The 13,580-nt window shown below is 65.4% G+C and carries 10 protein-coding genes; 8 read left to right on the top strand and 2 right to left on the bottom strand.

All coding sequences use genetic code 11. From position 1 onward, the window contains the following. Window positions 1-43 precede the first annotated feature (43 nt). The 4 genes from YH64_RS11445 (at window position 44) to YH64_RS11460 (ending at window position 5,065) form a co-directional block, all read left to right on the top strand. Window positions 44-958, top strand: a complete 915-nt coding sequence (locus YH64_RS11445) for a hypothetical protein (protein ID WP_046804363.1) — start codon at window positions 44-46, stop codon at window positions 956-958. Between the two features lie 144 nt (window positions 959-1,102). After that, window positions 1,103-3,391, top strand: a complete 2,289-nt coding sequence (locus tag YH64_RS11450) for an NADP-dependent malic enzyme (RefSeq protein ID WP_046804364.1) — start codon at window positions 1,103-1,105, stop codon at window positions 3,389-3,391. Then, complete coding sequence (locus tag YH64_RS11455) at window positions 3,372-4,601, top strand: patatin-like phospholipase family protein (protein WP_370512738.1); 1,230 nt, start codon at window positions 3,372-3,374, stop codon at window positions 4,599-4,601. Before YH64_RS11450 ends, YH64_RS11455 begins: the two co-directional genes overlap by 20 nt. Further along, window positions 4,598-5,065 (top strand): barstar family protein, encoded by a 468-nt coding sequence (locus tag YH64_RS11460; protein ID WP_046804365.1) that lies wholly within the window; start codon window positions 4,598-4,600, stop codon window positions 5,063-5,065. The genes YH64_RS11455 and YH64_RS11460 overlap by 4 nt, the downstream gene beginning before the upstream one ends. Before the next feature lie 95 nt (window positions 5,066-5,160). On the opposite strand, the gene YH64_RS11465 is transcribed toward YH64_RS11460, so the two are convergent. Further along, window positions 5,161-5,892: a 16S rRNA (uracil(1498)-N(3))-methyltransferase gene (locus YH64_RS11465; protein ID WP_046804366.1), complete on the bottom strand. Its 732-nt coding sequence runs from the start codon at window positions 5,890-5,892 to the stop codon at window positions 5,161-5,163. A gap of 217 nt (window positions 5,893-6,109) precedes the next feature. Here YH64_RS11465 and tkt point away from each other — a divergent pair, with 217 nt between their 5' ends. The 3 genes from tkt to YH64_RS11480 all read left to right on the top strand — a co-directional run bounded on the left by tkt (window position 6,110) and on the right by YH64_RS11480 (window position 10,461). Continuing rightward, window positions 6,110-8,146 (top strand): transketolase, encoded by a 2,037-nt coding sequence (gene tkt, locus YH64_RS11470; RefSeq protein WP_046804367.1) that lies wholly within the window; start codon window positions 6,110-6,112, stop codon window positions 8,144-8,146. Window positions 8,147-8,160: 14 nt separating this feature from the next. Continuing rightward, entirely contained in the window at window positions 8,161-9,171 is a 1,011-nt protein-coding gene (gene gap, locus YH64_RS11475; RefSeq protein ID WP_046804368.1) for a type I glyceraldehyde-3-phosphate dehydrogenase, read from the top strand. A gap of 93 nt (window positions 9,172-9,264) precedes the next feature. Next, complete coding sequence (locus YH64_RS11480) at window positions 9,265-10,461, top strand: phosphoglycerate kinase (protein ID WP_046804369.1); 1,197 nt, start codon at window positions 9,265-9,267, stop codon at window positions 10,459-10,461. A 101-nt stretch (window positions 10,462-10,562) separates the two neighbouring features. Here the strand turns inward: YH64_RS11480 and YH64_RS11485 are convergent, their stop codons facing one another. Further along, window positions 10,563-11,546: a tripartite tricarboxylate transporter substrate binding protein gene (locus YH64_RS11485; protein ID WP_046804370.1), complete on the bottom strand. Its 984-nt coding sequence runs from the start codon at window positions 11,544-11,546 to the stop codon at window positions 10,563-10,565. A 340-nt stretch (window positions 11,547-11,886) separates the two neighbouring features. On the opposite strand from YH64_RS11485, the gene YH64_RS11490 reads away from it, so the two are divergent. Beyond that, window positions 11,887-13,578: a SulP family inorganic anion transporter gene (locus YH64_RS11490; protein ID WP_185975369.1), complete on the top strand. Its 1,692-nt coding sequence runs from the start codon at window positions 11,887-11,889 to the stop codon at window positions 13,576-13,578. The last annotated feature ends 2 nt before the right edge of the window (window positions 13,579-13,580 follow it).

Below are 13,580 nucleotides of genomic sequence, written 5' to 3' on the forward strand. Positions count from 1 at the left end.
GGATTCTCGAAAAGCGTCTTTGAAGCAAAAAGGAATTGTAGTCATGCAGCCATCCCGGCGCGCTTTCCTGCTTGGCAGGCGGCCCGCGCAAACGCCATGGGCCGCTTTCATGCAGCGGCTGACGCTGCTTTGCCAAGGCCAGGTTGTTGATCTGGGCGAGAACGGCCCGGGTGGCGCGCAAGCCATTCTGACGCCCGCGCGTGACGGCGACGTGGCGCACGCCCGCGCGCTGTGCGCCGAATATCGCGTCGTGATGGCGCTGGAGGGCGCAACGGGGCCTTACGCGGCGAGCAGCGCGCCGCGTTTGCGTATCGACCCGTCGCGGTTGGCGGGCTTGGCGCGCCTGGCCGGCGACACCCCGCGCTGGCGCGCGCAGCCCGGCGTGCCGATGGCCGCGCTGGCCCAGGCCGGGCTGCGGCAGTTCGCCGGTTTTCCTGACGCCATGACCTTGGCCGAATGGCTGGCCGCACCGGCGCCGTGGCCCGCGGGTTGCTGCGCGGCCTCGGGCGTGCTCGGGGTGGACGTGATGCTGGCCGACGGCGTTGAGGAAACCTTGGGGCCGTTTGGCGAGGCCGACGTGCAGCCCCTGCGATCAGCCACCGTGCAGGCCCTGGTGCCCGCGCTGTTCCAGCTGGCCTCGGGCGGCGACGCGTTCGCAACGAACGACGGCTATCACTGGCTGGGCCGCTATCGGCTGGACGCCCTGAAGCCGCAGGCGCCGGCCACGGTGAACCTGGCGCATTTGCTGTTGGGGCATGGCGGTACGCTGGCCTGGGTGCAAAGCGTCACGCTGATTGATGTGCCGCCCTCTAGCAAGCCCCAGCCCGAGCCGCAGCCGGGCGCCCATGTGCCGTCCCCGGCGACCCCCGGCTTGGCGACGTTTCGGCTGGACGCCCGCGTCAAGACGCTGTTCGATCCCGCGGGTCGTTTTCCCTTATTCCTGCCCAATGAAACCTGAAATGTGTTCAGGTTGCTGTAAGATTTCGGCGCCTGCCCCGTCCGGTGGGCGAGCTTTCACCAGCGCTTTCGCAAACGTATCGCGGCGCGCGCCATGGGAATAGAATTCCTCCCTCTGTTTCACTTATAGCCAGTAGCCGCCCCTATGGATGCCAACCTTCGCAAAGCCGCCCTTGAATATCACGAGCACGGTCGCCCCGGAAAAATCTCGGTCACCCCGACCAAGCAGCTGACCAACCAACGCGATCTGGCGTTGGCGTATTCGCCCGGCGTGGCGGCGGCCTGTGAAGAAATCGTGGCGGATCCGGCCAATGTGTTTCGCTACACCGCACGCGGCAACCTGGTGGGCGTGATCACCAACGGCACAGCTGTGCTGGGCCTGGGCAACATCGGCGCGCTGGCCTCCAAGCCCGTCATGGAAGGCAAGGCGGTGCTGTTCAAGAAGTTTGCCGGCCTGGATGTGTTCGACATCGAAATCAATGAAACCGATCCGGACAAGCTGGTCGAGATCATTGCCGGGCTGGAAGCCACTTTCGGCGGCATCAACCTGGAAGACATCAAGGCGCCCGAATGCTTCACCGTCGAGCGCAAGCTGCGCGAGCGCATGAAGATTCCCGTGTTCCACGACGACCAGCACGGCACCGCCATCACGGTATCGGCCGCGTTCATCAACGGCTTGAAGGTCGTGGGCAAGGACATCAAGAAGGTCAAGGTCGTGACCTCGGGCGCGGGCGCTGCTGCCCTGGCGTGCCTGGACTTGATGGTGGACCTGGGCCTGCCGCTGGAAAACATCTGGGTTACCGACATTGAAGGCGTGGTCTACGAAGGCCGTGTCGAACTCATGGACCCGGACAAGGCGCGCTTCGCGCAAAAGACCGATGCCCGCAAGCTGGCTGAAGTGATTCAGGACGCCGACGTGTTCCTGGGCCTGTCCGCCGGTGGCGTGCTCAAGCCCGAGATGGTTGCGGCCATGGGCACGCGTCCGCTGATCCTGGCGCTGGCCAATCCCACGCCGGAAATCCTGCCCGAACTGGCGCATTCCGTTCGCGATGACGTGGTCATGGCCACGGGCCGTTCCGACTACCCGAACCAGGTCAACAACGTCCTGTGCTTCCCGTACATTTTCCGGGGCGCGCTGGACGTGGGCGCCACCACCATCACGCGTGAAATGGAAAAGGCGGCGGTCTACGCCATTGCCCAGCTGGCCCAGGAAGAACAGAACGAAGTCGTGGCCGCGGCCTACGGCACGTTCGATATCTCTTTTGGCGCGGAATACCTGATCCCCAAGCCGTTCGACCCGCGTTTGATCGTGCGTATCGCGCCGGCCGTGGCCAAGGCCGCCATGGAAGGCGGTGTGGCCACGCGCCCGCTGGCCGACCTGGAAGCCTACGAAGAACAGTTGCAGCAGTTCGTGTACCACTCGGGCGCGTTCATGAAGCCGCTGTTCTCGGCCGCCAAGCGCATCGTGCGCGAAGGCGGCCCGGCGCGCATCGTGTTCGCGGAAGGCGAAGACGAACGCGTGCTGCGCGCGGTGCAGGTCGTGGTTGACGAAGGCCTGGCCCGCCCCATCCTGGTGGGCCGCCCATCGGTGCTGCTGACCCGTATCGAAAAGCTGGGTCTGCGCCTGCGCCTGGGTGAAGACGTTGAAGTGACCAACCCCGAATACGACGAACGCTTCCATCAATACTGGACGACGTACTGGGAACGCATGTGCCGGCGCGGCATCACCAAGGAAATGGCGCGCGTGGAAATGCGCCGCCGCATGACCTTGATCGGCGCGATGATGGTGCACCTGGGCGATGCCGACGGCATGGTCTGCGGCTCGGTGGGCGCCTACCACGATCACCTGCGGTTCGTGGACGAAGTGATCGGCCGGCGCCCGGGCCACAACGTGTATGCCGCCATGAACATCCTGCTGCTCAACGAGCGCACGGTGGTGTTGGTGGACACGCACGTCAACGACGAACCTACCGCCGAGCAGATCGCCGAATTCACTATCGCGGCCGCCAACGAAATGCGCCGTATGTACCTGGCTCCCAAGGTGGCGCTGCTGTCGCGATCGAATTTCGGATCGGGCAGTTCCGCGTCGGGCGCCAAGATGCGTCGCGCGCTTGAAATCGTGCGCGAAAAAGAGCCCGAGCTTGAAATCGACGGCGAAATGCACGGCGATTGCGCGCTGGACGAAGCGCTGCGCATGCGCATCCTGCCGTCGTCCACGCTCAAAGGCGAGGCCAACCTGCTGGTGTGCCCGAACGTGGATTCCGGCAACATCGCCTACAACCTGCTCAAGACGGCGGCGGGCGGCAACGTGGCGGTTGGCCCGTTCCTGCTGGGCTGCAACGCGCCGGTGCACATCCTGACCTCAAGCTCGACCGTGCGCCGCATTGTGAACATGACCGCGATGACTGTGGTCGATGTCAACACGCCACGTTGAAGTCAGTCCCGCCGGTCCGGCGTGCCCACGCACGCCGACCGGTCTGGTCCTGACGGGTGGGGGCGCGCGGGCCGCGTACCAGGTGGGCGTGCTAAGCGCCATCATGGACTTGCTGGACCCTGACTGGCATTCGCGCTTTCAGAATCCCTTCGACATCATCTGCGGCACCTCGGCGGGGGCCATCAACGCCGCTGCGCTGGCGTGCCGCGCCGACCGCCCGCACCTGGGTGTGCGCCGTATCCGCCGCTTGTGGTCGTCGCTGAACACCGACATGATTTACCGCGCCGACGCGCCCGGCCTGATTCGCACGGGTGTGCGTTGGCTGGGGTTGCTGGCGCTGGGCTGGATGTATTCGGGCCTGACGCGCAAGCGGCCGCAGTCGCTGCTGGACAACAGCCCCATGGAGGCGCTGCTGGGCCGCGTGCTGAACTTCGACCACCTGCGCGGCAACCTCGAGCGCGGGTCGCTGTCGGCGCTGGCGATCACGGCGTCGGGCTACACCAGCGGCGAGCACCTTACGTTCTACCAGGCGCACACGCCCATCGAACCCTGGCATCGCTACTTGCGGCTGGCCATACCCACGCCTATCGGCATCGACCATCTGATGGCCTCGTCGTCCATCCCGTTCGTGTTTCCCGCGCGCCAGGTGCCGGTGCACGGCAAGGGCGAATGGTGCGGCGACGGGTCCATGCGGCAACTGGCGCCGATCAGCCCCGCCATACACCTGGGCGCCCATCGCGTGCTGGTGATCGGCACGGGCTTTCGGGATGACACCCATCCCGAGAACCGGGAAGATTCTCCGCCCTATCCGTCGCTGGCCCAGGTGGGCGGGCATGCGCTGTCCAGCATTTTCCTGGACGGCCTGTCGGTGGACGTCGAGCGCCTGGAACGCATCAACTACCTGATGGACCACGCGACGCCGGAGGGCGCGCAGATCAACGTGCGCCGCATCCAGGTGCTGACCATCACCCCCAGCCAGTCGCTGGATACGATGGCGCTTGAGCACTTGGATGACATGCCCGCGCAAGCCCGTGCTCTTTTCCGCGTACTCGGTGTATCGTCCGACCCAGGCCGTCCTGGCGGCGGTGCGCTGATGTCGTATCTGCTATTCGAATCCAGCTACACCAAGCGATTGATCGAACTGGGTTATGCCGATACGATGCAGCGTAACGAAGAAGTGATCGCCTTTTTCAAGGAGGCTCAGGCATGACGCGCAATGGCCAATCTACGTTGCAGAAGCAGCTTCTGCGCGGGGGAGCGCTGCCTCATGAGGGGCTGGACAAGAAGGCCGTCGTGGACGCCTCGCACGAGCTTGGCTTGTCCTTGTTCGTTGCCAACTGTGACCCCGCCCGCAGTCGTTCAGCGGTGCTTCGCGCCATCGTCAAGGCGGTGGATTTCCCCGAGTACTTCGGCGGCAACCTGGATGCGCTGTACGACTGCCTGTGCGACACGGTCCTGGACCACAAGACGGGCGTGGTGTTGTGGCTGTACCGCCTGCACTCCGGCGACCCGGTGCTGGAAGAAGACGCCGCAAAAATTGAAACCGTGTGTTCGGACGCTGCCGACTTTGCGCGTGAAAACGGCCGCATCTTTGCGTTTGTGATCGAACACGCGGGCCGCCACCCCGACCCGGAACCCGGCATCGCCGCAGCGCCCTATGGCGAAAACGATTAACCGCGGGCGAAAACGATTAACCGCGGCCGAAAACGATTAACCGCGGCCTAAAACGATTCTCTGCGGGCGCGGACGATTAACCGCGCATCCTTCCGCTACCAGCTCATCAACGCGCTGACCGCCGCCAGCAGCGCCAGCCCGGCCGTTTCGGTGCGCAGCACGCGCGGGCCGAAGCGAACCGCCTGGACGCCGGCCTGGCGGGCCAGTTCCAGTTCTTTGTCCGACCAGCCGCCTTCGGGGCCGACCAGCAAGGTCAACGCCTGCAACTCCGGCGTGGCGCGCAGCTTGCCGGCCAGATCGTCGCCGGCTTCCGGGTGACACAGCAGCCGCAGGCCGTCCGCCGGCTGGGCCAGCCAATCGGCAAGCGTTTGCGGCGCATCTACCACCATCAAGCGGTTGCGGCCGCATTGTTCGCCGGCCGATTGCGCAATGCGCTGCCAATGCGCCACGCGCTTGTCCAGCCGGGCGCCGGATAACTGCAACACGCTGCGTTGCGCGGCAATGGGGCTGACGCGGGCGGCGCCCAGCTCAACCGCTTTTTCCACCACCCAATCCATCTTGTCGCCGGACGGCAGACCCTGCACAAGCGTGATGCGCCCGGCAAGCTCGGCTTCGCGCGGGTTGAAGTCGCCCAGCGTGGCGTAGCCCGCCTTGCCGTCGACTTCAAGCACGGCCGGGTATTCGCCGCCCTGGCCATTGAACAGCACAACGGTTTCGCCCGCTTTCAAGCGCAGCACGCGCAGCGCGTGGTGCGCCAGGGCGTCGGGCAAGGCGATGCGGGTACCGGCGGAAAGGGCGATGTCGCAGAAGAAGCGGGGGGCGGACATGAGGTTCGGGCGAAGAGGGCGGCTACGAGGGCGCGGGCAATCGGATTATTCGAGCGCGTAGCCTACCACTTTGATTCCCGAGGACACGCTTGTTTACATCGGGCTTAAGGGCGATGGCGTGAGGGAAATCCCCTGATGCTAAAATCGTCTGCTTCGCAACCCACTCAACTGGCCCCTATATTTCCCGTAGGCGCGCCAGCTTCAAAGAGCCTTCCGAATGAGCAATCCGACCGCCCCTAAACTTGCCTTGGCGGATGCCATCCGCGCCCTAGCGATGGATGCAGTGCAACAAGCGAACTCCGGGCATCCGGGTGCTCCCATGGGCATGGCGGAAATCGCCCAGGCCTTGTGGACGGGCAACCTGCGCCACAACCCCAAAGATCCCGCCTGGGCCAACCGCGACCGCTTCGTGCTGTCCAACGGCCACGGCTCGATGCTGATCTACGCGCTGCTGCACCTGACGGGCTACGACCTGTCGATCGACGAACTCAAGAATTTCCGCCAGTTGCATTCCAAGACGCCGGGTCACCCCGAAGTGGGCATCACCCCGGGCGTGGAAACGACCACCGGCCCGTTGGGCCAGGGCCTGGGCAATGCCGTGGGCATGGCGCTGGCCGAAGCGCTGCTGGCCGCTGAATTCAACAAGCCCGGCCACACCATCGTCGACCACCACACCTACGCCTTCACCGGCGACGGCTGCCTGATGGAAGGCATCTCGCACGAGGTGTGCTCGCTGGCCGGCACGCTCAAGCTGTCCAAGCTGGTCGTGCTGTATGACGATAACGGCATCTCGATCGACGGCCACGTTGAACACTGGTTTGCCGACGACACCGCCAAGCGCTTCGAAGGCTACGGCTGGAACGTGATCCGGGGCGTTGACGGCCACGACGTCGCCGCCGTGGACGCCGCCATCAAGGCCGCGCGTTCGCAGTCGGAAAAGCCCACGCTGGTGATCTGCCGCACCGTTATCGGCAAGGGTTCGCCCAACATGGCCGGCACGCACAACGTGCACGGCGCGCCGCTGGGCAAGGACGAAATCGCCGCCACGCGCGCCGCGCTGGGCTGGTCGTCGGAACCGTTCCAGATTCCGCAAGACGTGTATGACGGCTGGGATGGCCGCAAGTCGGGCGCCGCCGCGCAAGCCGAATGGCAGACCGCGTTTGACGCCTACAGCGCCGCGTTCCCCGCCGAAGCGGCTGAATTCACGCGCCGCATGAAGGGCGAAATGCCTGAGGGTTACGCCGACCAGTTCAAGGCTTTCCTGGCCTTAACGCTGGAAAAGGCCGAAACCGTCGCCACCCGCAAGGCCTCGCAATTCGCAATCGCCGCGCTGGCGCCGTTGCTGCCCGAAATGCTGGGCGGTTCCGCCGACCTGACCGGTTCCAACTTCACCGACTGGAAGGGCGTGGGCGCCGTTCGCGCCGGCGACAAGGGCATTCAGTTCGGCCGTCACATCAACTACGGCGTGCGCGAATTCGGCATGGCCGCCATCATGAACGGCGTGGCGCTGCACGGCGGCTACCTGCCCTTCGGCGGCACGTTCCTGACGTTCTCGGACTACTCGCGCAACGCCATCCGCATGGCCGCGCTGATGAAACAGCGCGTGGTGCACGTGTTCACGCACGATTCGATCGGCCTGGGCGAAGACGGCCCGACCCATCAATCCATCGAACACGCTGCCAGCCTGCGCCTGATCCCCAACCTGTCGTTGTGGCGCCCTTGCGATACGGCTGAAACCGCCGTGGCCTGGAACGCCGCCGTGACGCGCCCGACCAGCATCGGCATGGACGTGCACGAGGGCGGCCCGACCGCGCTGCTGCTGTCGCGCCAGAACCTGCCGTTCGTGCCCCGTGATGCCGCCACCGTGGACGCTATCGCGCGCGGTGGCTACGTGTTGCGCGATGCCGAAGGCGCCCGCGCCGTCATCATCGCCACCGGCTCCGAAGTGGCCATTGCGCTGGACGCGCAGGCGCAGCTGGCCAAGGAAGGCATCGCCGTGCGCGTGGTTTCCATGCCCAGCACCGACGTGTTCGACAAGCAGGACGCCGCCTGGAAGCAATCCGTGCTGCCCAAGGGCCTGCCGCGCGTGGCTGTCGAAGCCGGCGTGACCGCGTTCTGGCACAAGTACGTGGGCCTGGAAGGCGCCGTGGTCGGCATCGACCGCTACGGTGAATCCGCCCCGGCCGGCGCATTGTTCAAGTTCTTCGGGCTGACCGCCGACAAGGTGGCCGAGACCGTCAAACAGGTTTTGTAAAAAAGGAGCTTAGTATGACTATTCGCGTCGCCATCAACGGTTACGGTCGCATCGGCCGCAACATCCTGCGTGCCCACTACGAAGGTGGCAAGAAGCACGATATCGAAATCGTCGCCATCAACGACCTGGGTGATCCCAAGACGAACGCGCACCTGACGCGCTACGACACCGCCCACGGCAAGTTCCCGGGCACCGTCGAAGTCGACGGCGACTTCATGGTCGTCAACGGTGACAAGATCCGCGTGCTGGCCAACCGCAACCCGGCTGAACTGCCCTGGGGCGACCTGAAGGTTGACGTCGTGCTGGAATGCACGGGCTTCTTCACGACCAAGGAAAAGGCCGGCGCGCACATCAAGGGCGGCGCCAAGAAAGTCATCATCTCGGCCCCGGGCGGCAAGGATGTGGACGCCACCATCGTGTTCGGTGTGAACCACGGCGTGCTCAAGTCGACCGACACGGTCATCTCGAACGCTTCGTGCACCACCAACTGCCTGGCCCCGCTGGTCAAGCCGCTGAACGACAAGCTGGGCCTGGAAAACGGCCTGATGACGACCGTTCACGCCTACACCAACGACCAGGTCCTGACCGACGTCTACCACGAAGACCTGCGCCGCGCGCGTTCGGCCACGATGAGCATGATCCCCACGAAGACCGGCGCTGCCGCCGCCGTGGGCCTGGTGCTGCCGGAACTGAACGGCAAGCTGGACGGCTACGCCATCCGCGTCCCGACCATCAACGTGTCGCTAGTCGACCTGTCGTTCGTGGCCAGCCGCGACACGACCGCCGAAGAAGTGAACAGCATCCTGAAGGCCGCGTCGGAAGGCGAGCTCAAGGGCATCCTGGACTACAACACCGAGCCCCTGGTTTCGGTGGACTACAACCACAACCCGGCCTCCAGCACCGTTGATGCGTCGCTGACCAAGGTCTCGGGCCGCCTGGTCAAGGTCTCGTCCTGGTACGACAACGAGTGGGGCTTCTCGAACCGCATGCTCGACACCACCGTCGCGCTGATGTCGGCCAAGTAAGCAACACGGTCAGTCCATAGGGGACGGATTTGTTTTCCGCCAATGCGGAAAATGGGTTCGTCCCCTTTGTTCGCCTATCGTAGGAAAGCAAATATGTCCAAGGTTAATACCCTGTCCGCGCTGGCCAAGTCCGGCGCCCTGTCCGGCAAGCGTGTGTTCATCCGCGCCGACTTGAACGTGCCGTTCGATGACGCCGGCCGCATTTCCGAAGACACGCGCATCCGTGCATCCGTGCCCGGCATCCGCCTGGCGCTGGACGCCGGCGCCGCTGTGATGGTTACGTCCCACCTGGGCCGCCCGAAAGAAGGCGTGCTGACCGACGCCGATTCGCTCGCCAAGGTCGGCCAGCGCCTGTCCGAATTGCTGGGCATGCCCGTGCAGCTGGTGCGCGATTGGGTCGACGGCGTTCAGGTCGATCACGGCCAGGTCGTGCTGCTGGAAAACTGCCGCGTGAACGTCGGCGAAAAGAAAGATGACGAAGCGCTGGCCAAGAAGATGGCCGCGTTGTGCGACGTGTACGTCAACGACGCATTCGGCACCGCCCACCGCGCCGAAGCCACCACCCACGGCATCGCGCGCTTTGCGCCCGTGGCCTGCGCCGGCCCCTTGCTGGAAGCCGAGCTTGACGCCCTGGGCCGTGCGCTGCACGAACCCAAGCGCCCGCTGGTCGCCATCGTGGGCGGCTCGAAGGTGTCGACCAAGCTGTCGATCCTGCAATCGCTGGCCGACAAGGTCGATCAGTTGGTCGTGGGCGGCGGTATCGCCAACACCTTCCTGCTGGCTGCCGGCCTGCCCATCGGCAAGTCGCTGGCGGAACCCGACCAGGTTGAGCAGGCGCGCGCCGTGATCGACATGATGAAGCAGCGCGGCGCGGCCGTGCCGATTCCGGTGGACGTGGTGTGCGCCAAGGCATTCGGCGCGGACGCCGAAGCCACTGTCAAGGCGGCCACCGACGTGGCCGATGACGACATGATTCTGGACATCGGCCCGCAGACCGCGGCGCAGTTGGCCGAGATCCTGAAGAAGGCCGGCACCATTGTGTGGAACGGTCCGGTGGGCGTGTTTGAATTCGACCAGTTCGCCAACGGCACCGAAGTGGTGGCGCGCGCAATCGCGGAATCGGACGGCTTTTCGATCGCCGGCGGCGGCGACACGCTGGCTGCCATCGCCAAGTACGGCATCGGCGAACAGGTCGGCTACATCTCGACCGGTGGCGGCGCGTTCCTGGAATTCCTGGAAGGCAAGACCCTGCCTGCCGTGGCCGTGCTGGAAGCGCGCGCGGCGGAGTAAGGCAGGCGGCAGCGCCCAAGTCGTGGCGCTTGCCGCGCGCCGTTCGCCATGAAAAACGCCCCTTGTTTCGGGGCGTTTTTTTTCATCTGTGTCCGGAGCGCTTATTCCAACTTGGCGCCCGAAATTTTCACGATGTCCGCGTAGCGCGCGATTTCCGATTGGATGAAGGCGCCGAATTGCTCGGCGGTTTGACCCGCCGGTACCAGCGCGCCCATGCTTTCCATGCGCTGCTTGACCTCGGGCTCGGCCACCACGGCGTTCACTTCCTTATTCAGGCGCTGCATCACGGCGGGCGGCGTGCCGGCGGGGGCAACGATGCCGTACCAGGCCGACGCGATCATCTTGGGCACCCCCGCTTCCTCGAACGTGGGCACGTCCGGCAGTGCCGGCAGACGCCGGTGCGACGCGACGGCCAGCGCGCGCAACGCGCCCGCCTGAACCTGCGACAGCGAGCCGGTGTCCAGCATCATGTCGACTTGCCCGGCCAGCAGATCCGACACGGCGGGGCCACTGCCCTTGTACGGAATGTGCAGCACGTCGGCGCCGGTCAGATGCTTGAACATCGCGCCCGCCAGATGCTGCGAAGACCCTACGCCGCCGGAACCGTAGTTCAACTTGCCGGGTTCGGCCTTGGCGCCGGCGATCAAGTCGGCCACCGATTTGAAGGGCGATTGCTTGGGCACTTCCAGAATGTTGGGGATCTCGGCCACGAATGCTACAGGCGCGAAGTCCTTGGACGCATCGAAGCCCAGGCGGGAATACAGATGCGGGTTTGCCGCGTTGGTCGAGCTGGTGGCCATCAGCAACGTGTAGCCGTCGGCCTTTTCGCGCACGAACGACGCCGTGCCGATATTGCCGCCCGCGCCCGCCTTGTTGTCCACGATCACCGTCTGGCCCAAGCGGACGGTCAGGCGTTGCGCCAGCAGGCGCGCCAGGGAATCGGTGGCGCCGCCCGGGGGCCAGGGCACCACGAGCTTGATGGGGCGCTCGGGGTAAGTCTGGGCGTGGACAGCGGGGGCGATGCCGGCGGCAAGCGCGGTCAGAACCAGGGCGCGGCTGACGCGCCGAAGAATGGGCAAGGACATGGAGTCTCCTGAAATGCCGGCCTTGGGTCCGCGCCGGGTGGCAAGGGCGGTAGGCCGTGTCGGTGTGCGATGGTGCGGCGTGGCGCCGCTTTTCTTATGCCGAAGGACTCTACGCAATCCGGCATTTCGATAAAAGAGATAAAAACGCAACGATCTTCATTCCTTTTGGGAATGTTTTGGATCGTCGAACCCCGGCGTGTTTTTCTGAAGCTGGCGAAAAAGCCCGCCTGATTTCGTGGCGACTTGATCTGAAGCCGTTGCCGTGGCTTGGCCTTGGTGTAGCCTTGACCGTCTATGCGTGTTGTCGCGCAGTCTCTTCGATCAGGTCGCTTGCAGCATCATGAACCTACGTTTTTTTCCCGGCCTGAATAATTTCCGCGGCATGACGCGGGAATCGGCACGACGCGACATCATGGCCGGCTTAAGCGTGGCCGCCGTCGGCCTGCCGGTGGGTCTGGCCTACGCGGCGATGATGGGCGTGCCGCCCGTGGCCGGGCTGTGGGCCGCCATTGCGGGAATGTTGGGCTATGCCTTGTTCGGCTCTTCGCGCACGCTGATCGTGGGGCCGGACACGGCCACCTGCACCCTTATCGCCGCCACCTTGACCGGCATGGCGCTGACCTCCCCCGAAGACCGGTTGGTGGCCGCTACCGGCATTGCATTGACCGTGGGCGTCGGCTGCCTGATTGCGCGCGTGCTGCGGCTGGGCGTTCTGGCCAACCTGCTGTCGCGCCCCGTGCTGATCGGCTACATGGCGGGCGTGGCGATCACGTTGGGGCTGTCGCAACTGAGCGGGCTGACGGGGGTGGGGCTGCGCAACAGCGGGCTGGTGCACCCCTTCCTTGAGCTATCGCGCCGTATCCAGGAGATCCAGATTCCCACACTGTGCCTGGGGCTGGCGTCCTGCCTGTTGCTGGTGGCCTTCAAGCGCTGGCGCCCGACCTGGCCGGGGCCGATCCTGCTGGTGGTGGGCGGCTGCCTGTTGTCATGGCTATTCGATTTTCCCAGCCTGGGCATCGCGGTGGTGGGCGAGGTGCCCGCCGGCTTGCCGGGCATCAGCCTGCCGGTTCGGCTTGAGGGGGTCGACAGCATTCTGCTGGGCGCGGCGGGCGTGCTGGTGGTCAGCTTTTCCAGCGGCATCGTCACCGCGCGCAGCTTTGCGGCGCGCACGGGCGAACACGTGGACCCCAACCGCGAGCTGGTGGGCTTCGGCGCGGCCAATGTGGCGGCCGGTCTGTTCCAGGGCTTTGTGGTGACGGGCGCGGATTCGCGGACGGCGGTGGGCTTGGTGGCGGGCGGCTCGTCGCCGCTGGTCAGCGTCAGCGCCGCCTTGGCGTTGGCCATCGTGGTGGGCCTGTTGAGCGCGCCCTTGTTCTGGCTGCCGCAGGCGGTGCTGTCGGCCATCTTGTTGCTGGCCGCCGCCAGCCTGTTCGACGTCAAGGCCTTCCTGCGCCTGGCGCGAATTTCCCGCATCGAACTGGCGTTTGGCATCCTGGCTGCCGTGGGCGTGGTGGGTTTTGGCGTGCTGCGGGGCGTGGCGGTGTCGGTGGGGGCGACCTTGCTGTACGCGATGTATGTGTCGGGCAACCCGCGCGATGCGCTGCTGGGCCGGCTGCCCGGCGAGTCCGTATTGGGCAAGCTGCACCTGAATCCAGATGCGCATCCCGTGCCCGGCACGGTGATCTGGTTGTTTGAATCGTCGATCTGGTTTTTCAACGCCGATGCGTTTCGGCGCCGCGCGCGCGACGTTATCGAGCAGGCGGCGGCCGACACCCAGTGGTTCGTGCTGGATGCCGAGGCCATGACGCAGGCGGATGCCGATGCGGTGGAAGCGCTTTATGAACTGAAGCGCGAGCTGGATGCCCGCAACATCACCTTGTTGCTGGCGGGCGGGCACGGCCAGTTCCGCATGGCGCTGGAGCGTTCGGGGCTGGTCAAGAAGATCGGCCGCGACAAGATCTTCGGCACCCCGGAACAGGCGGTCGATGCGATCGAGCGCTGGCGCCAGGCGCCGCCGGCCACCTTGGCCTGAGC

Origin of the sequence: Achromobacter sp. LC458 (genome assembly GCF_001005835.2) — a bacterium.
Classification (GTDB): Bacteria; Pseudomonadota; Gammaproteobacteria; order Burkholderiales; family Burkholderiaceae_B; genus Achromobacter; species Achromobacter spanius_B.